The 22824-nt window shown below is 69.2% G+C and carries 25 protein-coding genes and 1 pseudogene; 18 read left to right on the top strand and 8 right to left on the bottom strand.

The window, feature by feature from the left end:
• Positions 1-12: 12 nt before the first annotated feature.
• The gene (locus FHU40_RS19920; protein ID WP_183594104.1) at positions 13-810 is read right to left on the bottom strand and encodes an MBL fold metallo-hydrolase; all 798 of its coding nucleotides are present in this window, start codon (positions 808-810) and stop codon (positions 13-15) included.
• 137 nt (positions 811-947) lie between these two features.
• On the opposite strand from FHU40_RS19920, the gene FHU40_RS19925 reads away from it, so the two are divergent.
• The 9 genes from FHU40_RS19925 (at position 948) to FHU40_RS19965 (ending at position 10590) form a co-directional block, all read left to right on the top strand.
• Positions 948-1757: a creatininase family protein gene (locus FHU40_RS19925; protein WP_183594105.1), complete on the top strand. Its 810-nt coding sequence runs from the start codon at positions 948-950 to the stop codon at positions 1755-1757.
• A complete protein-coding gene (locus FHU40_RS19930; RefSeq protein ID WP_183594106.1) occupies positions 1750-2898 on the top strand; it encodes a M20 family metallopeptidase in 1149 nt (382 codons plus the stop codon). Before FHU40_RS19925 ends, FHU40_RS19930 begins: the two co-directional genes overlap by 8 nt.
• A gap of 81 nt (positions 2899-2979) precedes the next feature.
• A complete protein-coding gene (locus FHU40_RS19935; protein ID WP_183594107.1) occupies positions 2980-4098 on the top strand; it encodes an ABC transporter substrate-binding protein in 1119 nt (372 codons plus the stop codon).
• Between the two features lie 54 nt (positions 4099-4152).
• Entirely contained in the window at positions 4153-4992 is an 840-nt protein-coding gene (locus tag FHU40_RS19940) for an ABC transporter permease (protein ID WP_183594108.1), read from the top strand.
• Between the two features lie 8 nt (positions 4993-5000).
• Positions 5001-5780, top strand: coding sequence for an ABC transporter permease (locus tag FHU40_RS19945; RefSeq protein WP_183594109.1), 780 nt, complete (start codon positions 5001-5003; stop codon positions 5778-5780).
• Positions 5780-6886 carry an ABC transporter ATP-binding protein gene (locus tag FHU40_RS19950; protein WP_183594110.1) on the top strand — a complete coding sequence of 369 codons (1107 nt, stop codon included), beginning with the start codon at positions 5780-5782 and terminating at the stop codon, positions 6884-6886. The genes FHU40_RS19945 and FHU40_RS19950 overlap by 1 nt, the downstream gene beginning before the upstream one ends.
• A complete protein-coding gene (locus tag FHU40_RS19955) occupies positions 6883-7929 on the top strand; it encodes a phosphotriesterase family protein (protein WP_183594111.1) in 1047 nt (348 codons plus the stop codon). Before FHU40_RS19950 ends, FHU40_RS19955 begins: the two co-directional genes overlap by 4 nt.
• Entirely contained in the window at positions 7926-8915 is a 990-nt protein-coding gene (locus FHU40_RS28510; protein ID WP_183594112.1) for an NAD(P)-dependent oxidoreductase, read from the top strand. The genes FHU40_RS19955 and FHU40_RS28510 overlap by 4 nt, the downstream gene beginning before the upstream one ends.
• A gap of 4 nt (positions 8916-8919) precedes the next feature.
• Positions 8920-10590 carry a thiamine pyrophosphate-binding protein gene (locus tag FHU40_RS19965; RefSeq protein WP_183594113.1) on the top strand — a complete coding sequence of 557 codons (1671 nt, stop codon included), beginning with the start codon at positions 8920-8922 and terminating at the stop codon, positions 10588-10590.
• Positions 10591-10724: 134 nt separating this feature from the next.
• Here FHU40_RS19965 and FHU40_RS19970 read toward each other — a convergent pair whose 3' ends face one another.
• From FHU40_RS19970 to FHU40_RS29685, 3 genes and pseudogenes are all read right to left on the bottom strand, one after another.
• Positions 10725-11444 carry a 2OG-Fe(II) oxygenase gene (locus FHU40_RS19970; protein WP_183594114.1) on the bottom strand — a complete coding sequence of 240 codons (720 nt, stop codon included), beginning with the start codon at positions 11442-11444 and terminating at the stop codon, positions 10725-10727.
• Positions 11441-11836 (bottom strand): methylated-DNA--[protein]-cysteine S-methyltransferase, encoded by a 396-nt coding sequence (locus FHU40_RS29680; RefSeq protein ID WP_343057999.1) that lies wholly within the window; start codon positions 11834-11836, stop codon positions 11441-11443. Before FHU40_RS29680 ends, FHU40_RS19970 begins: the two co-directional genes overlap by 4 nt.
• Positions 11772-12353, bottom strand: a pseudogene (locus FHU40_RS29685) (hypothetical protein); the annotation flags it as partial. The gene FHU40_RS29680 and the pseudogene FHU40_RS29685, both read right to left, overlap by 65 nt.
• On the opposite strand from FHU40_RS29685, the gene FHU40_RS19980 reads away from it, so the two are divergent.
• Positions 12240-12965: a hypothetical protein gene (locus FHU40_RS19980; RefSeq protein ID WP_183594115.1), complete on the top strand. Its 726-nt coding sequence runs from the start codon at positions 12240-12242 to the stop codon at positions 12963-12965. The pseudogene FHU40_RS29685 and the gene FHU40_RS19980 overlap by 114 nt on opposite strands.
• 91 nt (positions 12966-13056) lie before the next feature.
• Here the strand turns inward: FHU40_RS19980 and FHU40_RS19985 are convergent, their stop codons facing one another.
• Positions 13057-13968 (bottom strand): DUF4262 domain-containing protein, encoded by a 912-nt coding sequence (locus FHU40_RS19985; protein ID WP_183594116.1) that lies wholly within the window; start codon positions 13966-13968, stop codon positions 13057-13059.
• A gap of 41 nt (positions 13969-14009) precedes the next feature.
• Between FHU40_RS19985 and FHU40_RS19990 the strand changes: the two genes are divergently transcribed.
• Positions 14010-14618, top strand: coding sequence for a hypothetical protein (locus tag FHU40_RS19990; protein ID WP_183594117.1), 609 nt, complete (start codon positions 14010-14012; stop codon positions 14616-14618).
• A gap of 606 nt (positions 14619-15224) precedes the next feature.
• On the opposite strand, the gene FHU40_RS19995 is transcribed toward FHU40_RS19990, so the two are convergent.
• Both FHU40_RS19995 and FHU40_RS29690 read right to left on the bottom strand, forming a co-directional pair.
• Positions 15225-15638: a hypothetical protein gene (locus tag FHU40_RS19995; protein WP_183594118.1), complete on the bottom strand. Its 414-nt coding sequence runs from the start codon at positions 15636-15638 to the stop codon at positions 15225-15227.
• Entirely contained in the window at positions 15635-16231 is a 597-nt protein-coding gene (locus tag FHU40_RS29690; RefSeq protein ID WP_183594119.1) for a nucleotidyltransferase domain-containing protein, read from the bottom strand. The genes FHU40_RS19995 and FHU40_RS29690 overlap by 4 nt, the downstream gene beginning before the upstream one ends.
• 91 nt (positions 16232-16322) lie before the next feature.
• Between FHU40_RS29690 and FHU40_RS20005 the strand changes: the two genes are divergently transcribed.
• The 7 genes from FHU40_RS20005 to FHU40_RS20035 all read left to right on the top strand — a co-directional run bounded on the left by FHU40_RS20005 (position 16323) and on the right by FHU40_RS20035 (position 21322).
• Positions 16323-16712: a restriction endonuclease gene (locus FHU40_RS20005; RefSeq protein ID WP_343057958.1), complete on the top strand. Its 390-nt coding sequence runs from the start codon at positions 16323-16325 to the stop codon at positions 16710-16712.
• 398 nt (positions 16713-17110) lie between these two features.
• Positions 17111-18655: an IS21 family transposase gene (istA, locus tag FHU40_RS20010; RefSeq protein ID WP_064075337.1), complete on the top strand. Its 1545-nt coding sequence runs from the start codon at positions 17111-17113 to the stop codon at positions 18653-18655.
• A complete protein-coding gene (gene istB, locus FHU40_RS20015) occupies positions 18652-19446 on the top strand; it encodes an IS21-like element helper ATPase IstB (protein WP_183591811.1) in 795 nt (264 codons plus the stop codon). The genes istA and istB overlap by 4 nt, the downstream gene beginning before the upstream one ends.
• Before the next feature lie 496 nt (positions 19447-19942).
• Positions 19943-20485, top strand: a complete 543-nt coding sequence (locus tag FHU40_RS20020) for a DUF5994 family protein (protein ID WP_183594120.1) — start codon at positions 19943-19945, stop codon at positions 20483-20485.
• A gap of 2 nt (positions 20486-20487) precedes the next feature.
• Entirely contained in the window at positions 20488-20736 is a 249-nt protein-coding gene (locus tag FHU40_RS20025; RefSeq protein WP_183594121.1) for a hypothetical protein, read from the top strand.
• Positions 20737-20774: 38 nt separating this feature from the next.
• A complete protein-coding gene (locus FHU40_RS20030) occupies positions 20775-21095 on the top strand; it encodes a hypothetical protein (protein WP_183594122.1) in 321 nt (106 codons plus the stop codon).
• A complete protein-coding gene (locus FHU40_RS20035) occupies positions 21092-21322 on the top strand; it encodes a hypothetical protein (RefSeq protein ID WP_252274563.1) in 231 nt (76 codons plus the stop codon). The genes FHU40_RS20030 and FHU40_RS20035 overlap by 4 nt, the downstream gene beginning before the upstream one ends.
• A 761-nt stretch (positions 21323-22083) precedes the next feature.
• On the opposite strand, the gene FHU40_RS29885 is transcribed toward FHU40_RS20035, so the two are convergent.
• A complete protein-coding gene (locus tag FHU40_RS29885; protein ID WP_221200084.1) occupies positions 22084-22551 on the bottom strand; it encodes a DUF5994 family protein in 468 nt (155 codons plus the stop codon).
• Positions 22552-22824: the final 273 nt, after the last annotated feature.

Below are 22824 nucleotides of genomic sequence, written 5' to 3' on the forward strand. Positions count from 1 at the left end.
CCCGGCGGCCCGTCAGCCGATCCGGCCGCCGGGGTAGCGGTCGAACACCCGCGGTTCGTGGATCGGGACGATGTGCTGCGCCGAGCGCAGGGTGCGCGCGTAGGCGGTCAGGCCTTCGTCGATGCTCTCGTTGAGCCCGAGCATCCGGCCGTCCTCGACGTTCGCGTAGTAGAAGAAGGCGTCCGAGACCGCCACGGTGCCGTCCGGGGTGTCGATCTCGACGACGACCGACTCGCGGTGATGGGTGCCGGCCCACCATGTCCGGAGCCCATCCGCCACCTCGTGCTCGTCGTCGAGCAGCCGGACGCGGTCCCACGAGTCCGTGACGAGGTCGACCAGGGTGGACTGCGGGAACTTGCGCCAGCGCTTGTCGTGCGGGTGGTCGTGGACCGTGTGGAGGTGCACCCAGCCGGTCCGGGACAGGTAGATCTCCGCCTTCTGGAACAGGTGGAGCGTGCCCGTCGTGTAGAGCTCGAAGGGCGTCAGGATGACGGTGTCCACGTCGTCGGGCTCCAGGCCGTGAGCGGCCAGTGCCGCGACCATGTGGTGACGCGGCTCGCGATCGAGGTCGCCGGCCGGCGCGTCGTGCAGGTACCGCATCCGCGGGAAGAGCCGCTCGACCACCTCGGTCGTCTCCGGCGGTGAGGTGTTGATCAGCACGGTGCGGGCCGCGCTCCGGGCCAGCACGGCGTTGAACGCCAGCGGGACCATCTCGTCCCATGCGTCGTTCCAGAAGGCCTGGGGTCCCCGGATCAGGGACTGACCGAGATCGAGGACCTGGACGGACCAGGCCGGGGTGGTCGCGCTCATCTGCACTCCTGACGTCGATGCGTTCAGAACATCGGCATTGCGAATCCCTTGACACCGGGCATTACACCAGTATTGACTGCTGTCGCGCTAGCCACATCGGCGATGCGCTTAACGCAACGAAGAGGCGGTGGTGGGCGATGACATCCACGACTGGCCCGAGGGGGTGGGCGCTGGCCGAGCATCGCCGCGAGACGCTCGTGGAGCGGGCGGCCGCCGGTGCCGTCCTGGTGCTCCCGGTCGGCGCCATCGAGCAGCACGGCCCGCACCTCCCGGTGTGGACCGACGCGCTGATCGCCACGCACGTGGCGGAGCGGGCGGCGGCGGCGCTCGACGGCACCCCCGACGTCCTGGTCGCGCCGACCTTCAGCTTCGGCTCCTCCGACCACCACCTGCCCTTCGGCGGCACCCTGTCGATGCGCACCCGCACCCTGATGGACGCGCTCACCGACCTGGGTCGGTCCGCGGTGGACTCCGGGTTCCGGCGTCTGTACCTCCTCAACGGCCACGGGGGCAACGACGAGATCGTGCAGCTGGTCGCCCGGGACCTGGCCTTGCAGCTGCCCGTGCACGCCGGCTGCAGCTCGTGGTGGAAGCTCGTCGAGAAGCAGGTGCGCGGCTCCGGGCTGGCGGCGGCCGCGAGCCGGATCCCCGGGCATGCCGGCGCCTTCGAGTCCGCGGTGATGCAGACGCTCCGGCCCGACCTCGTGGGCGACTTCCCGGCCGAGCAGCCGGAGCCCGAGAGCAAGAGGCAGCTCAGCCGCCTCGAGATGCACCAGGCCTGGATCCGAGCCGACGGCTACACGGACTCCCCAGGCTCCCTTTCCGCTGCCGACGGTGCCGCGATCCTGCGCATCGCCGTCGACGCCGTGGCCACGGAGATCCGGCGCTTCTGCGCCCTGGCTGACCAGAATTCGCTTCCGACCGAGGAGACCCGTACCCGTGACTGAACTCGTGCTGCCCAAGATCGACGCCGACCAGGTGGTCGCCCTCGCGTCCGAGCTGACCGCCATCCCGTCGCAGGCGTCCAACGAGCTGGCCGTCGCCGAGGTCGTCTACCGCGAGCTGAACCATCCGCGGGTCGAGCTGCACATCGAGGAGGTCGTCAAGGGACGGGCGAACGTCGTGGCCCGCGTGCGCGGCGGCGGCGAGCGGCCGCCTCTGGTGCTCAGTGGTCACCTGGACGCCTCGGTCTCCGAGCGGTGGAGCAGGGACCCGTACCAGCCCTGGGTCCAGGACGGTCGGCTCTACGGCGCCGGCGTCGACGACATGAAGGCCGGCGTGGCTGCGATGGTCTTGGCGGTCCGCGCGGCGGCGGACCACCGGGTCCCGATGCGGGGCGATCTCATCCTCCACGCCGTCATGCACCACGACACCATCGGGCTGGGGGAGAAGTACGTCCTCGCCAGCGAAGGCCCTCACGAGGGCTACGCCATCTGCGGCGAGCCGAGCTCGCTGGACATCAACACCGCGAACGGCGGCGCGCTCAAGTTCTCGGTGCTCTTCCGGGGGGAGACCGCGCACGTGTCCCGTCTCGAGGGTGCCCGCGACGCGCTCGGCGCCGCCGTATCCGCGTACGGCGCCGTGCAGCAGATGGAGCTGCCGTTCGAGCCGTGTGATCGGCTCCCGCACCTGCCGCGCAAGGTCATCGGACGGCTCTCGGGCGGCTTCGACCCCGGCAAGGTGGCCGAGGTGGCAGAGTTCCACGGAGACATCCGCACGGTCCCCGGCATGCGGCGCGAGGACATCAAGCGGGCCATCCAGGAGGTCGTGCACGATGCCTGCCCCGCCGATGTCGACATCGACGTGCGCATCACGGCGGTGCAGCGGCCGTTCCTCGGGCCGGAGAGCGGACACCTGATCGACACGATCCGACGTGCGCACACCGATGTCCGCGGCGTCGAGCCGCGGGTCACGAGCCGACTGCCGATCCAGGCGTTCGTCACGGACGCCGCGGACCTGGCCCACCAGGGCCTGGAGACGGTCGTGTACGGCCCGGGCGACTGGCACTTCGGACCCGACCAGTCGATCGACATCGCCGAGCTCGTCGACTCCTCACGCATCTATCTCGCAGTAGCGGCGGCCCTGTGACCACCGCCGGCCTCCGACTCGGGCGGCCAACCCGGTCCTGCAGACCCCTCTGCAGGATTCCCTTGATGAGAGGTTGAACCCATGAAGAAACGATGGCTCCTCGCAGCAGCCGTTTCATCAGCGTTGCTGGTCCTCACCGCGTGTGGCTCCAGCGACGATACGTCCGAGTCGCAAGGCCCGGTCAAGGAGAACGCGTGCGAGAACGCGACCATCAACTTCATCGGTCTCGAGGGCGAAGAGGGCAAGGTCGAGCTCGAGGACTGGCGCGAGGAGCGAGGCACCAAGCTGGTCAGTTCGTGGCCCGGTGACTGGGCCCAGCTGATCGCGGCGATCAAGGTCGGCCAGCCGTTCGAGCTCTCCACCATCCCCTATCACTGGGCCCAGCGGATGATCGCGGCCGAGGTGGTCCAGCCGATCGACACGAGCCGGCTGACCAACTGGGACAAGGTCGCCTCGGGCCTGGCCGAGAGCCCGTCCCTGCGCGGCGAGGACGGAGAGATCTACGGCGTCCCCATCGCGTGGGGCGACGCTCCGTACATCTACGCCCCGGACCGGGTGAGCAACCCACCGAAGTCGATCACCGACCTGCTCGACCCGAGCTGGAAGGGCCGGTTCGTGCTGTTCGACGCACCGGACTCGCCGTTCTACCTGTTGGCCAAGGCACACGGCTTCGACGAGTCGCCGCTCCTCACCCAGGAGCAGCTGGACGTGGTGGTGGCCGATGCGGCGAAGCTGGTGGACAACGCTGCGGCGTTCCAGAGCAACTATCAGGACGCCAACGACCGGCTGATCAACAAGGACGTCGACTTGGCCGTCGGTGGCTGGGAGGCGCAGGTCGCGTGGGCCGAGGAGAAGGGCGTGACCCTCGACTTCGGGTTCTTCGACGAGGGTCGCCACGGCTGGTGGGACGGGCTGGCGATTCCCAGCACGTCGGAGAACGTCGACTGCGCCTACGAGTACATCGACCAGATGATCTCGACCGAGGTGCAGGCGGAGCTGGCGACGAACCTCGTCTCCGGAGCGGTGAACACCGACGCGTTCGACCTGGTCGAGGGGGACGCCCAGTCCTACGACTACTCCGTCGTGACCGGCGGAGCGAACTCCGACGACTTCGCCTCCAGCACTCCGCCCGAGGAGGTGGCGGACGGCTACATGAACTACCAGGACTGGCTCGACGCCTGGCAGAAGATCAAGTCGTAGCCGGCTGTACCTCGCCGGATCCGCCGACGATCGAGACATGGGAGGGAGTAGGCCGTGAGGCCCAGTGTGCGCACGCTGCAGATGGCGCCGGCGACGCTGTACTACGTCGCGCTGTTCCTGATTCCGTTGCTGATGCTCGCGGTCTACTCCTTTTACTCGGTGGAGTCGTTCGAGCCGGTGCCGAAGCTGACCCTGGACAACTACGTCGAGGCGGCGACGAGCGACGTCTTCCGCGGGTTCTACCTGCGCACGCTGCGGGTCGCGCTGACCGTCGCGCTCATCGTCACCCTGATCAGCTTCCCCTTCGCGTTCGTGCTGAACTACGTGCTGCCGGCACGCAAGCACGTCGTCTACTTCATGGTGCTGGTGTCGCTGTTCGGCGGCTACATCGTTCGGGTGTACGCGTGGCGGAACATCATGGGCCGCGAAGGCGTCGTCAACCAGACGCTCCTCGGCCTCGGCGTCGTGGACCGTCCGGTCACGCTGTTCCTGAACAGCGAGCTGGCGGTCATCGTCGCCCTGGTGAACTACCTCATCCCGTTCGGGATCCTCCCGATCTACGCGGCGATGCAGAACGTTCCGGTGGGGCAGGTCGAAGCCGCCCAGGACCTGGGCGGCTCGCGCTGGCTCGCCGCCCGCCGGGTGGTCCTGCCGCTCACGTCGCAAGGGTGCGTGGCGGCGTTCGCGATCAGCTTCATCGCGACGTCGGCCGAGTGGGTGACGCCGCAGCTGTTGGGTGGCACCGGTGACCAGCTCATCGGCAACCAGATCCAGCACCAGTTCGGCGGCGGTCTCAACTGGCCGCTCGGAGCCGCCCTCGCACTGACCATGGTCGTGTTGGTGGTGGCACTCCTCGGCCTCGCCTACGCGGTGATCAGGAGGTGGCTGCGATGAGGAACCCGATGGCGACGCGAAGCACCCGGGCGCTCGCCAGGGCGTACCTGATCGCGGTGCTCGCCTTCCTGTTCGCGCCCCTGGTCGTCGTGGTGCTGTTCTCGTTCCACTCCGTGCCGCGGATGAGCCTGCCCTTCGAGGGGTTCTCGCTGCGGTGGTACGACGAGGTCCTGCACGATCCGGTCGTGATCGACGCGATGATGCGGTCGGCGACCGCGGCGGTGCTCACCGGTCTGCTCAGCGGAATCCTCGGACTGAGCATCGCCCTGGCGTTGGTCGGGGCGCGCCAGCGTGTCCGTGCCGCGACGATGGTGGCGGCGCTGATCCCGCTCACCTTCCCCAGCCTGCTCTACGCGATCGGTCTGGCGATCTGCTACCACTACTTCGACGTGGGCTACTCGCTGAAGGCGACGATCGGTGGTCACGTGATCATCGCCCTGCCGTTCGTCTTCATCGTGCTGAGCGCCAGCCTGGACCGGTTCCGGTTCTCGCTGCTCGAGGCCGCGTTCGACCTCGGGGCGAGCCCGTGGCTGGCGTTTCGCAAGATCACCCTGCCACTGATCCTCCCCGCGGTGATCGGCGCGACCGTGCTGGCCATGGCGCTGTCCACCGACGAGTTCGTGGTCGCGTTCTTCACCGCCGGGCAGGAGAAGACCCTGCCCCTGTTGCTCTACGCCCGTATCAACCAAGGGTTGGATCCCAGCCTGAACGCGATCGGCACCATCCTGCTCGTGGCAACGACGGGGTTGGCGTGGCTGAGCGCCGTCCGAACCGCCAAGGAGAGCTGATGACCGAGTCTCAGGCCGATGCCGCCGCGATCGAGCTGGTCGGGATCCACAAGAGCTTCGGTACCGCGGAGGCGGTCCGTGGCATCGATCTGGCCGTCCGGCAGGGGGAGTTCTTCTCCCTGCTCGGGCCCTCCGGATGCGGCAAGACGACCACGCTGCGGATGATGGCGGGGTTCGAGCAGCCGACGTCCGGGTCGATCCGCATGCACGGGCGCGACGTGACGGCGCTCGGTGCCAGTGCTCGTCCGACCAATCTCGTGTTCCAGAAGTACGAGCTCTTTCCCCACATGACCGTCTTCGACAACGTGGCGTTCGGGCTGCGCGTGAAGAAGGTGCCCAAGCACGAGACCGCGACCCGGGTCGCCGAGATGCTCGACGTCACCGGGGTCGGAGACCTGGCCGAACGACGTGCCGAGCAGCTGTCCGGTGGTCAGCAACAGCGGGTCGCGCTCGCCCGGGCCCTGGTCAACAAGCCCCAGGTGCTCCTCCTCGACGAGCCCCTGAGCGCCCTGGACGCGAAGCTCCGCCACCGCATGCAGGTCGAGCTGAAGGACATCCAGGCACGGTTGGGCACCACCTTCCTGTACGTGACCCACGACCAGGAGGAGGCCTTGATGATGTCGGACCGCATCGGGATCATGAACGCGGGCCGACTCGAGCAGGTCGGCACGCCGGACGAGGTCTACGAACGCCCGGCCACGCCCTTCGTCGCCGACTTCGTCGGGGCCACCAACACGTTCAGCCTGGTCGGCTCTGCGACCCAGGGAGGCGCCGTCGTGTACCAGAGTGCCGGCGCCCGGATCGTGCTGCCCCCGGGCACACCGGCCGGGGAGCCGGTGCAGACGATCCTGCGCCCCGAACGTGCCCGCATCGCCGCGGTGGGCGAGCAATGCCTGGAGTCGTCCGTGCGCGGGACCTTGACCCGCGTGATCTACGCCGGCGCGTCGTCCCGCCTGGTGGTCGAGACCGAGCTCGGTCCGGTGATCGTCTCCGAGGCAGGTGTCGACAGGTCCGGCCTGCCGGCCGAGGGCAGCGCCGTCGAGGTGGGCTGGCGGGCCGACGCGCTGCGCGTGGTCGACCGCATCGGGCCGGGAGTCGGAGCATGAGCGTGATGACGGTCCTCGGGCCGATCGATCCGGACGCCCTCGGCCCCACGATGATGCACGAGCACGTGTTCCTCGACGTCCGCGATCGGTGGAGTGCGCAGGACTCCCCCCTGGCGGATGCGGGCGTGCGCCGGTTCGACGCCTCGCTGAACGCCCGGGCCCGCTGGTCGAGCCACGTCGTACGGGACAACCTCGCGCTCGATCCGGTCGCCGACTACGACGTGCTCCGCCAGGAGGTCGCGACCTTCGTCGCGGCGGGCGGACCGGGTGCCTGCCTCGTGGACCTCACCTCCGGCGGCATCGGGACCGATGTGACCCGTCTGCGGGAGCTTGCGGCAGAGGTCGGCGTCACGATCGTCACGGGGGCGGGGTTCTACGTCTGCTCCACCCACCCGGCATGGGTCGAGACGGCCACGGTCGACGAGCTCGCCGACCACATCCTCGGTGAGGTGGAGCACGGCCGCGACGGCACCGACGTCCGTGCGGGGATCATCGGAGAGATCGGCACCTCCGAGGCGCTGCAGGACTGCGAGGAGCGCGTCCTCCGGGCAGCGGCCCAGGTGAGCCGGGCGACCGGGGTGGCCATCAACGTGCACTGCCACCCGAGCGGCCCGGAGGTCACCCACCGGATCATCGACGTGCTCGAGTCCGGTGGCGCCGACCTGACGCGCTGCTACCTCTCCCACCTCGACGAGATCGGCGACGTGGACTACCTGCGCTCGGTCCTCGACCGCGGCTGCGTGATCGGCTTCGACAGCTTCGGGCAGGAGGGGTACTTCGCCCCGGACTGGCCGGCCCGGACCGACGGGGCGAAGGCGCTCATGCTCAGCGGCCTCGCGGAGGGCTACCGGGACCAGCTGGTGGTCGCCCAGGACGTCTGCAAGAAGCAGCACCTGAGTGCGTTCGGGGGGCTCGGCTACGACCACGTCCTCGTCCGGGTCCTTCCCCGGATGCGGCAGCTGGGTCTGCTCGACGACGACCTGGAGGACCGGCTGCTCCGCGGCACGCCGCGTCGGCTGCTCACCCGGGTGCCGGGCGAGTGAGCTCCAGCCGGACGGGCTCCGCCGTCGACCCGGTGGCGGTCCTGTGCGACGGTGAGCCCGGGGGATCCCTCGATGGCCTGCGGGAGCGTGCTCCCGTGCTGGTCTCGTCGCTTCGTGAGCCGCCGCCGCCGGGGTGGAACCCGGAGATCGTCTACCTGACCGAGTGGCCGACCACGCCCTGGGAGCAGGCGCTGGCCGAGGCGCCTCGACTTCGCTGGGTGCACTGGGCCGGCGTCGGCGTGGACCGGCTCCGGGGTCCGCTGTCATCACGCCCGGAGGTCCTGGTGAGCACCTCGCGCGGGGTGTTCGACCAGGCGATGGCCGAGTACGCCGTCATGCTGGGTCTCGCCGCGCTGCGTGACCTGTGGCCGACGTGGGAGTACCAGCGCCTGCGCCGGTGGGCCCCCCGGCCGACCCGCCGGCTGGCCGATGCCCAGGTGGTCGTGGTCGGGGCCGGCTCGATCGGCCACGCGGTCGGCCGGGCGTTCTCGGGACTGGGGGCCGAGGTGAGGCTGGTCGGCCGCGCCGGGCGCACCGATCCGGAGCTCGGCACCGTGGTGGCCGTCGGCGAGCTCGGGGAGGTCGTGCCGGAGGCGGACCTTCTCGTCCTCGCCGTCCCGCTCACCAAGGACACCCGCGGCATGATCGACCGTGCGGTGTTCGACCGCCTGAAGCCCGGCGCCCACCTCATCAACCTCGCGCGCGGACCCGTTGTCGTGGAGGCCGACCTGGTCGCGGCGCTCGCCTCCGGCCGGCTCGCCGGCGCCGCCCTCGACGTGTTCGACACCGAGCCGTTGCCCGCAGACCACCCCCTGTGGACGCTCCCCGGCGTCGTCGTCTCGCCGCACATGTCGGCATCGGCGCACGGCGACTGGGACCGACTGCTCACCCACTTCCTGTTCAACCTCGACCGCTACCTGGCGGGGGAGCGGCCGCTGGACCTGGTCGACCTCGAGCAGGGCTTCGTCTCCAGCGAAAGGGACTGATGTCGTGACAGCGCATCCTCCGGCGGCCGGCACCGAAGGGACGGTGGCCGCCGACCTCGCCGATCTCCTCGTGACCGAGGGGATCGACCGGGTGTTCACGGTCCCGGGTGAGAGCTTCCTGCCGCTGCTCGACGCCCTGCACGAACGGGGAGTCCAGGTCGTCACCTGCCGGCACGAGAACGGTGCTGCGTTCATGGCCCAGGCCGCCGGTCGGCTGACCGGACGTCCCGGTGTCTGCCTGGTCTCCCGGGCGCCCGGCGCGACCAACGCCGCGATCGGCGTTCATGAGGCGGAGCAGGCCGGCACGCCGATGCTGATGATCGTTGGCCAGGCGAGCACTGGGCTGCTGGGACGCCACGCCTTCCAGGAGGTCGACCTGGTGCGCGTGTTCGCCCCGATGGCGAAGGCTGCGTACCAGCCCGTGGCGGCGGGAGAGGTGGCCGGTGCCGCGCGGGATGCGTGGCGCGCCGCCGTCTCCGGTCGCCCGGGCCCGGCGGTGCTCGCCGTACCCACCGACCTGCTGCGCGCCTCCACCGGCGTCCGGACCGCCACGGTCGCGTCCGGCGATTCACCACGTGCCGGCCGGGCCGAGGCCGTGGCCGAGCTGGTGGCGGGTGCGCATCGTCCGATGGTGATCGTCGGAGGTGGGCGATGGTCGGCCGAGGCCGCGGCCGATCTCCGCCGCTGGGCCGAGGCCTGGAGCCTCCCGATCGCGGTGGAGTTCCGCTGCCAGGACTACCTCGACAACCGCTCGACGTCGTACGTCGGCGATCTCGGCCTGGCGCCGAGCCCGGCGCTCGCCAGACGGATCGCCGATGCCGACGTCTGCGTCGTGATCGGCGGCGAGCTCGGCGACATCGCGACCCAGGGCTTCTCCCTGTTCGCCCGCCGGCAGCCGGAGAGCTTGCTCCAGGTCGTCGACGACCCGAGCCGGGTGCGCGGTCGCCACCCGGGACGGGTGCGCGAGGGCGGCGGCCCCGAGACGGTCCGCGCGCTGGCGCAGCTGCCGGCCCCGCCCGGAGCGTCGGCCTGGCAGGGCCGGACCGGCACGGCGCGCGAGGAGTGGGTGGAATGGACCTCCGCGCACGAGAGCGGAGACGAGCTCGCGGTGGCCGTGCGTGGCATGTCGGAGCTGGCGAGCGAGCACACGGTGGTGAGCGTCGGCGCGGGCAACTACACGGGATGGGTGCAGCGGCACTGGACGTTCCGCCAGTACGGCACCCAGCTCGCGCCACGCAGTGGCTCGATGGGATACGGCCTGCCATCGGCCGTCGCCGCCGCTCTGGGTGGCGCCCAGGGGCCGGTCGTGTCCTTCGGCGGGGATGGCTGCTTCCTGATGACGGCCCAGGAGCTGGCCACCGCAGCGCGTTACGGCGCCGGCGTGGTGGCCGTCGTCGTCAACAACGGCATGTACGGCACGATCCGCATGCACCAGGAGGCCGCCTACCCCGGTCGCGTGGCGGGCACGATGCTGACCAATCCCGACTTCATGGAGCTGGGGCGGGCCTACGACTGCTGGACACATCGTGCGCACCGAGCGGAGGAGGTGCTGGAGGCCTTCGCCGACTGCATGGCCCACCCGGAGCGGCGCTCGCTCATCGAGATCGTGACGGCACCGGATCGCATCACTCCTACGCGGTCCCTGCTGCGGGGTGGTGGCCTGAGCCCGGCGTGACCGGCCAGGTGCGTCCTTGCCGCCCCAGGTTCCTGGCTTGGGGGAGTCGTAGGGCAGCCGATCGGCTCCGAGCAGGGTGAAGCGCTTCTCGGGCATGGTGGTTCTCCTGGTGCGGCCGTGAGGCGGAGCCTGAATCAGGCGGCGTCGTGGAAGACGAGGGCGAGCGTGTGCCGCTCGCCGCTGCGGATCGCCGACACGCCGTGACGCACCGGAGCCGCGGACCAGCCGCGTGCCGACGGGACCGGACGGTCGCGGGTGGTGAACACGTAGCCGTGCCCCTGGGGGAGGAGCGTCGAGGTGCCGCGGGACTGGGCACGGGGCCGTTGCTCGACGAGCAGGAACTCGCCGCCGGTGTGGTCGACGCCTGGCTCGTTGAGGTTGATGACGACCTGGAGCGGGAAGACGAGGTCGCCATAGAGGTCGCGGTGCAGGGCGTTCCAGTCGCCTTCGCGGTAGCGCAGCAGGATCGAGGTCGACTTGGTCTGCCCGACCGCGTGGCACCGGTCGAGCCACTCGTCGAGGCTGTCCGGCCAGGGCGCCTGCCGACCCAGGCGGGTCCACCAGTCGCGGGCGACGGGCAGCAGGCGCGGGTAGAGGGCCTGCTTGAGCCGCTCGATCGGCTCCGGGTACGGCGCGCGGAAGTACTTGTACTCCCCGGAGCCGAAGCGGTGCCGAGCCATGTCGATCCGGCTGCGGAAGAGCTTGTCGCGCTGGTACAGGTCGCGGATCTCCGCCGTCTCGTCGACACTGAGGAGCTGGGGCAGCAGCGCGCCGCCGTACTGGTCGAGGTCGCTGGTGACCTGGGCCCAGTCGGCTCCGGCGACGCGCTGCTCCCACGATGCGATCGTGCTCATGCGGCCTCCAGGTGCAGGAGGGTGGACTTGGCCTCGGCGCCGCCGATGTAGCCGCCGAGGCTGCCGTCGGCGCGCAGGACCCGGTGGCAGGGGACCACGACCGGGAGGGGGTTGGTGGCGCATGCCGTACCGACGGCGCGGACGGCCTTGGGGTTGCCGACGAGCATCGCGACCTCGCCGTAGCTGCGGGTCTGTCCATAGCCGATCGCGGGGAGATGCCGCTGGACCAGCTGCCGGAAGCCGTGGGACAGCGACAGGTCGAGGTCGAAGGTCGAAGGTGCGACGGTCGCCGGCGAAGTACTCCGCGAGCTCCCGCGCCACGCGATCGAGCCGGGCCGGTGCCCGCAGGATGCGGGCGGACAGCTTGCGGCCGAGCTCCTCGAGGACCAGATCGTGGTCCTCGCGGGCGAAGGCCACGCGGACCAGGCCCTTGTCGGTGGCGGCGAGCAGCAGCGGCCCGACGGGACTGTCGACGACGGTGTAGGCGACGTCGAGGATGCCCTCGGCGGCGGCCTGCGTGACCAATCGGTCGTGGAGGCGGGCCAGGGTCGTGGGCGAGATGAGGGCGGTCAGGCCGCCAACGGCTCTGGCGGCGGTCGTGACCTGCAAACGGGGGTGGGCCCGGTCGTGATCGGGCCCCGGTCGAAGGTGTCGAGAGGTGGTGCGGCCAGTGGGAGGGCGGCGGGAGCCACCCGGGGATGAGGGCGAAACGAGATCTGAGCCATTCGCCCGCGGATGCCGTGCGACGGAAACTAGTGTGCGTGCCCAGCGGTCATACGACTCTTGGGGGAGAAGATGCTGCGCAAGCTCACCGCTTCCAGCGTGTGCATGGCGGTCGCCGCATTCGCAGGTCTGAGCATGCCCGCGTTGAGCCCCGCCTCTGGGATCGCGCCCGACGGAAGGATTCACGTCGACCGGCGCGGCGTTCTCTACGAGGGCTGCAACGACGTCGACTACTCCTGGAGCATCAACCTGCCCTATGGCGCCGCGTCCTGGTCGATGACCGTGACCCTCGAAGGCCCGGACGGCACAGAGGTCGACTCGGACTACGAGTATGACAACCACGGCGGCTACGGAAGCGGCTCGTTTCAGATCTGCGACTGGGAGGAGCCCGGCCGCTACTACATCGACGTGGACGCCTCGTATCTCGATGAAGACTACGACGAGCGCTTTCTGTGGGTAGACGCACCGAGCTTCTCCATGAAGCGGCCCAAGAGCCGAACCCAGATCTCAGTCCACCCGACTCGCAATCTGCACCGCGGACAACTCGTCACCATGAAGGTCACCAGTCGGGGTCAAAAGCCCTACGGCTACTTCCGACTGCCCTACGTCAACGTCGTCATTCAGGTCCGGCACGGCAGCGGAGCGTGGCGCAACATCAGGTGGACGAAGAGCATCACCGGTCGCAACGGCACCGCGACCATACGCGGCAAGTACACCGGTCGCGTCGCCGTTCGAGCGCGCACGGTCGGCGGGGGCGCGTACAAGTCGTCGAACTCCCGCGTGATTCACCTGCGCTGACTCCGAACCATGACCGCGGCCAGTGGCGGGCGCTGTGCCACTCATCGCATGGAGAGGGTCGGTGTCGCGTTCCGTGTGTGCACGTGAGAACTCAAGGACACAGGCGCGCTGTCGCCCAGGGGGAGTCGGGATCGGCGCGCAACGCCTCCTCGTCGAACCCCAGATCGCTGATCGCACGGAGGCTCGGTGCGGAGCGGACCAGGTGCGCCAGGTGCACCACCCGCATGTCGCGCGTCTCGTGGTCGACCGCGCCGCAGTGGATGGTCCAGTCCTCGCCGCGCTCCTCGTCCGACTGACGCGCTGCCCACAGGACGGCCTCGCCGTCGTCGACGACGTGGCTGCAGGAGAACGCCCGGTGGTCCGGCGGCACGGGGAAGGTCCACTCCGGGTCCGGCGCGAGTCCGCCGGTGTGGTCGATGGGGACCCGCCACTCGCGAGGCTGCAGTTCGTCGAGCATCTCGTCCGCCCCCGGCTGCCACGCGAACACGCCGCTGTGGTCCGGCCACACGATCGCCAGGGCGTCCTGCGGGCGGCGATGGAACCACGCCGACCAGGTGACCGTCTCCTCGAGCGCGTCGTCATCGACCTGCTCGATCGCGACCGGCACGCCGGCCAGCACGTCCTCGAGAGCGTCGCCGGGGGCGAGGCGGCGGCCGTCGATGACCCGTTGGGCCACGTCGTTGAGGGCGCTGTGCAGCACGCGGTGGTCGAGTCCGGACATCAGCAGCTCCGGGTGACCGCAGCGATGCCCCAGGCCGACCGTGTACGCGAACGCAGGTCCTGGTTCGTCGTGGTCGTCGAACCAGGGGTCGTCGTGATCGGGGTGGCTGCAGTCAGCCTCCCCGCCGACCAGGATCACCTGCCATCCGTGCTCGAGGACCGTGTCGATCGTGTGACGGTCCAGCTCGTCGTAGGCGTCGTCCGGCCGACAGATGTGGCAGTCGCACCCGCGCGCCGCGGGAAGCGGGCCCATCCACGGCGTGTCGTTCCCGGCTCGTGACATCGCACCTCCTCGTGTCGGAGTCGGTTGTACCGCGCCCGGAGGTGGTGGCGCTCGGCTATCCACAGGCCGCCTCCTGCGCATTGCGCAGCAGAGCGGCTGATCGCAGCCTTGTCGTCATGGGCTACCAGACCGACTTCATCGGCTATCTGCAGATCGAGCCACCCCTCGGGCCGCGCGAGATCTCCTTCATCAACCGCATCTCCGGATCGCTGTTCCTCCACGAGTCCGAAGGCGGACTGCGGGTGGCCGACGAGGACGACGAGGTGCTCCGCGATCTCACCAAGCATGCCCCGCGCGGGTGGTCCAACTGGGCCGTGTGTCCCCAAGGCTGCTGTCTCAGCTACGACGGCGGTGACAAGGCGAACCACATGGTGCCGTGGCTCACGTTCCTGATGGACACCTTCCTGGTGCCGGGCGCCGCAGCCGAGGGCATCGAGGGGATGACCTGTGACCACATCCTGACCGGCATGGTTGTCGGCTCTCGTCGCGACACCCGAGAGCTCTACTCGATCACCGCCCGAGACAACGACGTCGAGGTCGAGCTCATGTGGCCAGGCAATCCGCAGTGGAGCGACTACCCGCGGCTGGCGTATCAGACCAGGATCGATCGCTTCCGAGACTGGGTGGCCGACCGGAAGGCGCGCGGATAGGGAGAGCGCCGCAGGGTTTGGGACCCTCGGCCCTCGTCGCGACGATCGAGCCCGGTTCCGACCACCCGTCAGCTCGCCCGGCCTACCAACGGCTCGGCCTTCGCGAGCGTGATGAGCGTCGTGCCGCGTCGTGCCGGGCGCAAGCGACCGGTGCCCAAGGACAGCTCAGCCATGTCACCGCCGCCGTTGTGTCGCATGCACGAGGCCCGCGGACTCCTAGCGAAACCGAGGCGATCCTCGGGGGCTCTCCCAACTCGGCCCGTCTTCCGCGTGCTAGTGGTCGTCGCTGGAAGTTCCTCGGGGGTGGCCCGTGCTCGGGGTGCGTGCATCGCAAGGCGCCGGAGCGCGGCTCTACTTGCTCGTCCAGCAAGCGACGGCAACGCCGCGAGGTGCGTGCCCGGGGTGCGGGCCAACCGAAGAACTTCCGGTGATGACCACTAGTCGTTTGAAGGGCTACGGCCCTCCGCCGATCAAGAACGGGAAGCACTGCGGTGGATCCCTGCGTCAGTCATCACCTGGGTCAAGCAGCACGAGCGCGCGGCCGGCTGAGGAGTGCGGCTAGGCTCCGACGCGGGCGAGTACGGCCCGCTCGAGGCGACGAGCGTCTCAGGCGAGAAGGACTCGCGCCTTCACGATCAGCGAAGCGCTGGCTCGCTCGGCCTTCTTCCGCGCATCGGCGTTGATCAAGGCCGTTGAGTAGTGGGCCGTGTCCTTCAGATCGAGGAGGGTGGTGAGGTGCTTGCTCGGCTTGTCGTCCGGGATCGCGCTGCGGAGGAAGCCGATGGCTCCCGCGTGGTCCTCGCCGCGCCATCGCTCGCCGACGGCGCCGGCCCCGATCGCATCGGCGGCTGAGATCCCCGCGAGGACATAGAGCGAGACGGCGACCTTGGCGGCGTAGGTGTCATCGACGTCGGAGCCGACCAGTTCGCCGGCCTCATGGCATTTGCGCGCGTAGTCGAGTCGCTGCCTGCCCTGTGCGCGATTGAACGCCTCGGTCCTGCCTCGGCTCGAGCGGCTCATCCGACGCGCTCCGTTTTGTTCATGAGGTCGAGTCCGTCGCGGCGGATGCTGTCAACCAGCGGGTCGCCATCCTTGGTCATCCTTGTCCACGCCGACTCGCTGACGACGACGAGCTGCGCGTGGTTGCCGGTCCACCGGGCCACGGAAGACCGGAGCGCCTCGATGTCTGGGTCCGTTGGCGCGGAGTCATCTCGGTGGACGATCAGGATGTCGATGTCGGACGCGGCGTCGCCGTCGCCTCGGGCTGCGGAACCGAAGAGCGTGGTCTGCTTCGGCGGCTGCTCCCAGGTGCCCAGGAGGTCGCCGAGGCGCTGGAGCAGGGAGCTGCGGATGCCGACGAGGACCTCGACGGCCGGCCAAGCGAGGTGCTCGCGATTGGCCTCGTAGAGGATCGACGAGCCGGCGCGCTCAGCCGTGATGATGCCGGTCTCGGTGAGTCGATCGAGCACCGTCGCGACGCCGGGGATGCTGCCTCGGCGCGCAAGGCGCTGCACCTGTCGGCCGGTGATCGGCTTGCCGGCTCGGGCCAGGACCTCAAGCACAGCGCCGTCAAGCGACGGCACGACAGTCTCGTAGGGAGCGGACACATCCACGTGCTAAAAATAACAGACATGTGTCTGAAATAGTTGTCGGCCAATCTGGCGTGCGCGTATCGAGATGGGTTCGCTCACAGCGAGCACTCCCGTGGTGGTCCTCGGACAGGCGAAGTGCATTCTGCCGAGTTCGTCGGTATCACCGGAGCAAGTCGCGCGCGTGGTCGCGCGGCTGCGCCGGGACTGGCTCGGCGTCTATGTCACCACAGGATCCTTCTCGCGGCAGGCCCAGGTCGAGATCATCGACGACCAGTACCCGGTCGTCTTGATCTCCGGCGGCACGCTGGCAGCTGCGGTGCGGCAGATGGCGCAGGCCAACGACGGCGGCGATCTGGAAGCCCTCCTGGAGTCCACGATCGACGGACACGGCACGGTGGCCACGCATCGTCGACCCGAGGAAGTCCTCTCGATGCAGGTGTGTCGGGCACACCTCGCGCGTGGGCTGCACTGGGTACGCACAACAACGAAGAACGGCGCCTGACGCTGGAAGACGTCGAAAGACGTTTTCGCAGGACAGGCGCCGTTTCAGGCACCCAGCCGCAGGTCAGCGAGACCCGGAATCAGATGTCGTAGTTCTGACCGCACCTGTACCCTGACCTGCGCAAACGTCGAATAGGCAGATAGGCAGGGGGTCGGGCCGCGATGGGGCCGCACGCGGCCAGTCGCCGCGCGCGGACGCCACTGGCCGTGTCGGCGGCCATGAAATTCTGCCCGGAGACGGCCACGAAACTGCCCGCTGGCGGACATGAAACCTGCCCGGTGGCGGTCATGGGATCTGCCCGACACGACGTCGTCTGCCTCACCGGCTCCGACGGTTGAGGCCCCTCCTCAGGTGCGATCGGCGGTGCTGAAGCGCCCGTCGCCCTGAGGAGGGACAACTTGAAGTCTGCCGAGGAGATCATGGAAATCCTGGATGCCTACGACCTGACAGGGTCGTTGCGTGATGCCGGCGAGCTGGCCGGATGCTCGCACCACACGGTCAAGCACTACGTGGACCGCCGTGCTGCCGGGGGTGAGCTGGACAAGGCCGTGACTCGGCCGCAGTTGATCGATGAGTACCTGCCCAAGGTCGAGGAGTGGGTCGAGCGGTCCAAGGGCAAGGTCCGTGCCGACAGAGCGCACGAGAAGCTGCTCGCGATGGGCTACAAGGGTTCGGAGCGCACCACCCGTCGTGCGGTCGCATCGGTGAAGAAGTCATACCGGTCAGGACATGTGCGGGTCCACCGGCCCTGGGTCACCGAGCCGGGGATGTGGCTGCAGTACGACTACGGCGACGGACCTGTCGTCGACGGCGTCAAGACGGTTCTGTTCGTGGCGTGGCTGGCGTGGTCGCGGTTCCGGGTCGTGATCGCGCTGCGCGATAAGACCATGCCGTCCGTGTTCGCCGCGCTGGACCAGACCTTCCGCCGGTTGGGTGGGGTGCCGACCTACGTGCTGACCGACAACGAGAAGACCGTCACGACCGAGCACATCGCCGGGATCCCGGTCCGCAACGGACAGCTCGTCACCTTCGCCGAGCACTACTCGGTCGTGGTCCACACCTGTGTGCCGGCGGATCCGGCGTCCAAGGGCGGCACCGAGTCGTCGGTGAAGATCAGCAAGGCCGACCTGGTGCCCAAGGACACCAACCTGCGTGAGGAGTACGCGTCGTTTAGCGAGCTCGAGGAGGCGTGTGAGGCGTTCTGTCAGAAGGTCAACACCCGGGCTCACCGGACCACGAAGCGGCCACCGGTCGAGATGTTGGCCGAAGAGCGGACACGGCTACACCCGGTCCCGACACAGCCGCACACAGTCGCGTTCGGCACCACCCGGGTAGTGCCGGGCAACACGCCGATGGTGATGTTCGAGTCCGGCCAGTACTCGGTGCCACACACCCTGCTCGGCGCCACGGTGTGGGTTCGTGCCCAAGGACTCGGCGACGGCGAGGAGGTCGTCATCGTTCACGTCGGCGAGGACGGACCCGCCGAGGTCGCCCGCCACGCGCGCGCGACGCCGGGCACGCCGAGGATCAACGACGAGCACTTCCCACCGCAGCCGGAAGGTCCGTTGAACCGGCAGCCGCGAGCGAAGAACCCAGCGGAAGCCGAGTTCCTCGACCTGGGCGAGGGCGCCCGCCTGTGGCTGGTCGAGGCCGCTGCGGCGGGCACGCCGCGGATGAGGGTCAAGATGGCCGAAGCCCTCAGCCTGGCCAAGCTGTTCGACCCCGTCGAGGTCGACTGGGCACTCGGCCACGCCGCCGTCCACGGCCGGTTCGCCGAGGCCGATCTGTCCTCGATCCTCGACCACCACGCCCGGCAACCCGCTGTTGGCGAGCACCGTGCCGGCGAAGAACGGTCGCTGACCCAGGGCACCGCCGGATGGGCACGTCTCGGCCAGCACGACAGCCAGCACGACAGCCGCGAGGGGAACGAGGTGACCCGATGACGACCAAGACCACCACACCATCGATGGCGTCCGCGCCGCCGTTGCCGGCCGAGTTGGAGGACCTCTTGCGGCGGCTTCGGCTGCCCCACATCCGTCGCCACGCACCGGAGGTCGTCGCGACCGCGAAGGCCCAACGCTGGGAGCCCGCCGAGGTGCTCAAGGCTCTGTTCGCCGAGGAGGTCGCCGGAAGGGAACGCTCCGCACTGGCCACCCGCAGGGCGGCTGCGGGGTTCCCGACCGGGAAGACGTTCGATGCGTGGCAGCCCGAGGCATCCTCGATCCCGGCACCGACCCAGCAGGCACTCCGCACCCTGGAATGGGTCCACCGTCGGGAAAACCTCGTCGTGTGCGGGCCGTCGGGGACCGGGAAGACGTTCCTACTGGAGGCACTCGGTCACCAAGCCGTCGAGGCCGGGTTGAAGGTCGCCTGGTTCACCCTGGAAGACCTCGGGGTCCTGCTGCGCCGCCATCGTGCCGACGACACGGTGTCCAAGGCCATCGCCCGTGTGCTGCGCGCCGATCTCGTTGTCGTCGACGACATCGGCCTGTTGCCGGTCGCCCAGGATGCCGCCGAGGGGCTCTACCGGCTCGTCGACGCCGCCTACGAGAAGCGGTCGGTCGCGATCAGCTCGAACCTGCACCCGTCCGGGTTCGACGAGCTGATGCCCAAGACGCTGGCGACCGCCACCGTCGACCGGCTACTGCACCACGCCCACGTGTGCCAGACCAGCGGAGACTCCGTGCGACTTACCCAGGCACTCGCCGGCCGAGGGGTGAGTCCCTTGAGCTGAGTGCTCTGGTCGGTGGTGGCCGCAAGCCCACTGGGCAGATCCCATGGCCACCACCGGGCAGTTCTCGTGACCGTCAGCGGGCAGGTCTCACGACCGCCCCTGGGCAGTTCCTACTGTCCCTTGACATGGCCGACCTCGGTGGACCCGGAATGAGGCATCGCACTGATCGCGGTGAGGCTCGGGTGCTCTATCGGGCGGTGCGCAGCGTGGACCAAGTCAACGATCGGGTCTGCTGCACGATCGGGTGACAGGTCAAGGTGTCACCCATCCGTGCAGCAAACCCTCAGGCAAGAGTGGAGGCGGCGGTGGCCCGCGAGCTGGCACGCCGGTATGGCGTGTGACCTCCGCCCGGCGTCGGTGTACGCGTGTTTGAACGCCATGGGATGGTGCGCCGACTGGACTGATCGCCGAGGTTGGTGCCGGGCGTAGGGTTGAGGTGAGTGACCGGCGATAAGGCCTCCGCCCGGAGGTCGGTGTCGGTCGAGAGGCGGACGTCATGACGACGTCGAAGGGGCTCATGCATCCCTCCGAAATCGCCCCCGTGGGTCGCGGCCCGCTGCGGCTCAACATGGCCGAGCATCCCGGCAAGAATCGTCTCGATGGCGCGTGGTGGCCCCAGAGCCGCGACTTGGCGGTGGAGCTGGCCGACCTGGTCGACCACATCCCCCCGCGGTTCGGCCGGGTCGCGCGCGTGCTGTTCTCCCCGCCCGACTGGGATCCCGGGCCGCGCCGTGTTCCGGTCGCCGGCGGCTACGTGAAGGTCGGCTCGTTTCCTCGCGACGACAGCCACCTGATCGACCTCACGATGTCGGACCGGACCGTGCTCCACGTCCTGGTCGTGCCAACCGGCTTCACCGCGGGCCAGGGCGAGGAGGCACTGTTGGCTGCTGCGACCTCCGGAAACGCGCACTCGGCAAACGACCTCCTCGCAGAGGTCGTGGACTCGCCTGATGTCGACCCCACGGGTCACTGGACCGACGACGGTGGGTCCTGGTGGAGACGGAGCCCGATGCCACCGTCGTTCCGGACAGGCAGCTGACAGTGGCGTACTTGATGCTCTACGGCAACGGGTGGACGCAGCGCTGGGGGATCGTTCCGGGTATGGAGGAGCAGGTCCGTTCCCAGATCGTCCAAGTCGGAACGGACGCCACGGGGGAGCTCACCGTGGTCGATCCTGGGTCCGAGGCCGAAGCCACCCTTGTGGTCGCGTGGGCACTTGTGGCGGCCGCCGTGGTGCTCGACGGCTCCGGCCGGGCCGCAGCCGGCGACTCCACGGGGCAGTACGCCTGACACCGACTCCGATCGAGGCGAACAAGGAGGCACCGACGATGAAGTTCGTCATCGAGGCGAATCTGGCGAGCAAGCCAGCATGGTGGCTGCTCGATGACGACGATCGAGTCGTCGCCTGGGCTGGGCGGACCTTCGTCAGCCTCGCCCACGCCGACCAGGCAGCCCATGACTTCCGAGTGAATGCCGATGATCCCGACTACCGGATCCACACCAAGTCCGGTGGCAGTTGGCGGTGGACTGCCTGGCGGTCGGAGGGCGTCCGGGTGGCTGTCTCTGGTGACTGGTTCCCCGACAAGGCCGCCGCTCGCGACGCGGCCCGGCGAGTTCAGCAGCAAGCGTGCACCGCTATCGGGCCGTGACCGTGTCGGGCCTGGTGCTTCGCGTCCGGCTGGTCAGCGGTGACAGTACCGACGTCACCTACGAAGACCCCGACGCGGGAAGCGACGCCGAGTTGATCGACCACGTCGTAGCCAGGCTCTCGAACGACTCCGGCGTACTGCGCTGCAGACACGGCGACCGGCTCGTGGTGTTGTATGCCAGGGGCGTCGCAGCTGTGGAAGTCGCACCTCGGGGCGCTGTCCTCTGACGGATGGAGCCGTGGTCGGCACTTCGAGGTCACATCTGATGAGCCTGGCTCATCTCGTGGGCCCGGATTCTAGGTCAGCGGAGTCCCCGAGACGGTCGCCACCAGGTTTGCGATGATCTGCTCGCCGGCTTGCGGGTCGCGAACGAGCGGCCGCTGGATGGCGGCGCGAATCTGGGTGGTCTCCAGGATGAGAGCACGACCCTCGGGCATCGACTCGAAGAGACCGCCTCCGAGAGCCGGGCGAGCCTGGGATCGTTCGTCGTCATGGCGCCCGCGATCTGCGCGGCGTCGAGGAGCGCCACGCCAGCACTGGCACTGAGGGACATGTTGTTCCTCCGCTCATCGTTGGCATCTCGTGCTGAACATCGCGCGACACGGCGCCGGCCGAGTCAGTGCCTCAGGGCGCGCCCCTCAGCCGGCGGTAGACCACGATCTCGGTTCTGATCCGACGAGGTATGGGCGCGCCCAGGTCAGTGATGGCGGAGGCGTACTGCTCCAACGCGTCGAGCAGGTCTTCACGTGCGGCCGCCTTGTCGATCTCTCGTGCCGCTCCTCGTCGACCGCGTAGTCTCGCTCGCGCGACCCCGACCGTTTGAAGGCATGTCACAAGCCGGTCGTGCTCCAGCGGCCCGGGGCGACGCCTCGGTAGGGGCATCTGGGACTCCTGACGTTGACCGCAGTCGAAGCCTGACCGTATGAGCGCCGGGGCTCCGACGCCCGGGCCGGCGGCCTCCGGCGTGCGGCGGCGGCCGAACGAGAGGCTAGTGACCCGGACTCTCATGATGCGCGCGCGCCCAGTCAGGGTCCGTACCGCCATGGGCGCTGTGCGTCGCGACGGCGCGCATTCGTCGCTCACCCTCGGCCTGATCGGTGTCGCTAGGCACCACCACGAGGCGAAGGCGGCGACCGTTCGCCATGGACAGAACCATCAGATGCGTGTCGTCCCTGGGGAACGAGCCCACCTTCACTGGCCCCCGACCTGCCTGAATTCGACGAAGTCCCTGACCGTTCGTGGCCCCGTCGTCCCAGTCGGGGCGGGAGAAGAGCAGTCGGTTGATCCGACCGACCGAGGCCGGGAACTGGTCGACCAGCTGAGCGGCTTCGGTCGCCAGGACGCGGGACCGTGGCCACCATGCGCCGTCGAGATGGTCTGGGGTCTCCTGGAGCGCCAGACGCAGCGGCGCTGCTGCCAGGGGGGATTCGCCAGGTGTGTTCGGAGACGTCGTCATGACGTCCGCCCTTCAGTCCTGCCCCGCAGTTCGACGAACTGGCTCGACAGGTCGGTTGCTCTCGACACTACTCGGACGTGCCAACTCGCACCTCGCGATATCCGCCGTGACCGGCCGGGGTGTACCGGTCCTTGTCGCGCGTCGGTCAACGCGTCGTCGCGGTCATCGATGTCGACACCGCGTACCGTCGCGGCGAGGCGTGGTCTTGGCCTGTGCAGTTGCAGTCGCGTGCAAGGCGGCATCGCTACAAGAGTTCCTCGCGGTCGTCCGCAA

This window comes from Nocardioides soli, from assembly GCF_014191495.1.
GTDB classification, from domain to species: domain Bacteria; phylum Actinomycetota; class Actinomycetes; order Propionibacteriales; family Nocardioidaceae; genus Nocardioides; species Nocardioides soli.

Bases quoted from the DNA above. Each gene is read 5' to 3' on its own strand.
- FHU40_RS20020 (WP_183594120.1), top strand. From the start codon at position 19,943: ATGACGACGTCGAAGGGGCTCATGCATCCCTCCGAAATCGCCCCCGTG.
- FHU40_RS19925 (WP_183594105.1), top strand. From the start codon at position 948: ATGACATCCACGACTGGCCCGAGGGGGTGGGCGCTGGCCGAGCATCGC.
- istB (WP_183591811.1), top strand. From the start codon at position 18,652: ATGACGACCAAGACCACCACACCATCGATGGCGTCCGCGCCGCCGTTG.
- FHU40_RS20030 (WP_183594122.1), top strand. From the start codon at position 20,775: ATGAAGTTCGTCATCGAGGCGAATCTGGCGAGCAAGCCAGCATGGTGG.
- FHU40_RS19950 (WP_183594110.1), top strand. From the start codon at position 5,780: ATGACCGAGTCTCAGGCCGATGCCGCCGCGATCGAGCTGGTCGGGATC.
- FHU40_RS19920 (WP_183594104.1), bottom strand. From the start codon at position 810: ATGAGCGCGACCACCCCGGCCTGGTCCGTCCAGGTCCTCGATCTCGGT.
- FHU40_RS29885 (WP_221200084.1), bottom strand. From the start codon at position 22,551: ATGACGACGTCTCCGAACACACCTGGCGAATCCCCCCTGGCAGCAGCG.
- FHU40_RS19935 (WP_183594107.1), top strand. From the start codon at position 2,980: ATGAAGAAACGATGGCTCCTCGCAGCAGCCGTTTCATCAGCGTTGCTG.
- FHU40_RS19955 (WP_183594111.1), top strand. From the start codon at position 6,883: ATGAGCGTGATGACGGTCCTCGGGCCGATCGATCCGGACGCCCTCGGC.
- FHU40_RS19970 (WP_183594114.1), bottom strand. From the start codon at position 11,444: ATGAGCACGATCGCATCGTGGGAGCAGCGCGTCGCCGGAGCCGACTGG.
- FHU40_RS19995 (WP_183594118.1), bottom strand. From the start codon at position 15,638: ATGAGCCGCTCGAGCCGAGGCAGGACCGAGGCGTTCAATCGCGCACAG.
- FHU40_RS19985 (WP_183594116.1), bottom strand. From the start codon at position 13,968: ATGTCACGAGCCGGGAACGACACGCCGTGGATGGGCCCGCTTCCCGCG.
- FHU40_RS19945 (WP_183594109.1), top strand. From the start codon at position 5,001: ATGGCGACGCGAAGCACCCGGGCGCTCGCCAGGGCGTACCTGATCGCG.
- FHU40_RS19980 (WP_183594115.1), top strand. From the start codon at position 12,240: ATGCTGCGCAAGCTCACCGCTTCCAGCGTGTGCATGGCGGTCGCCGCA.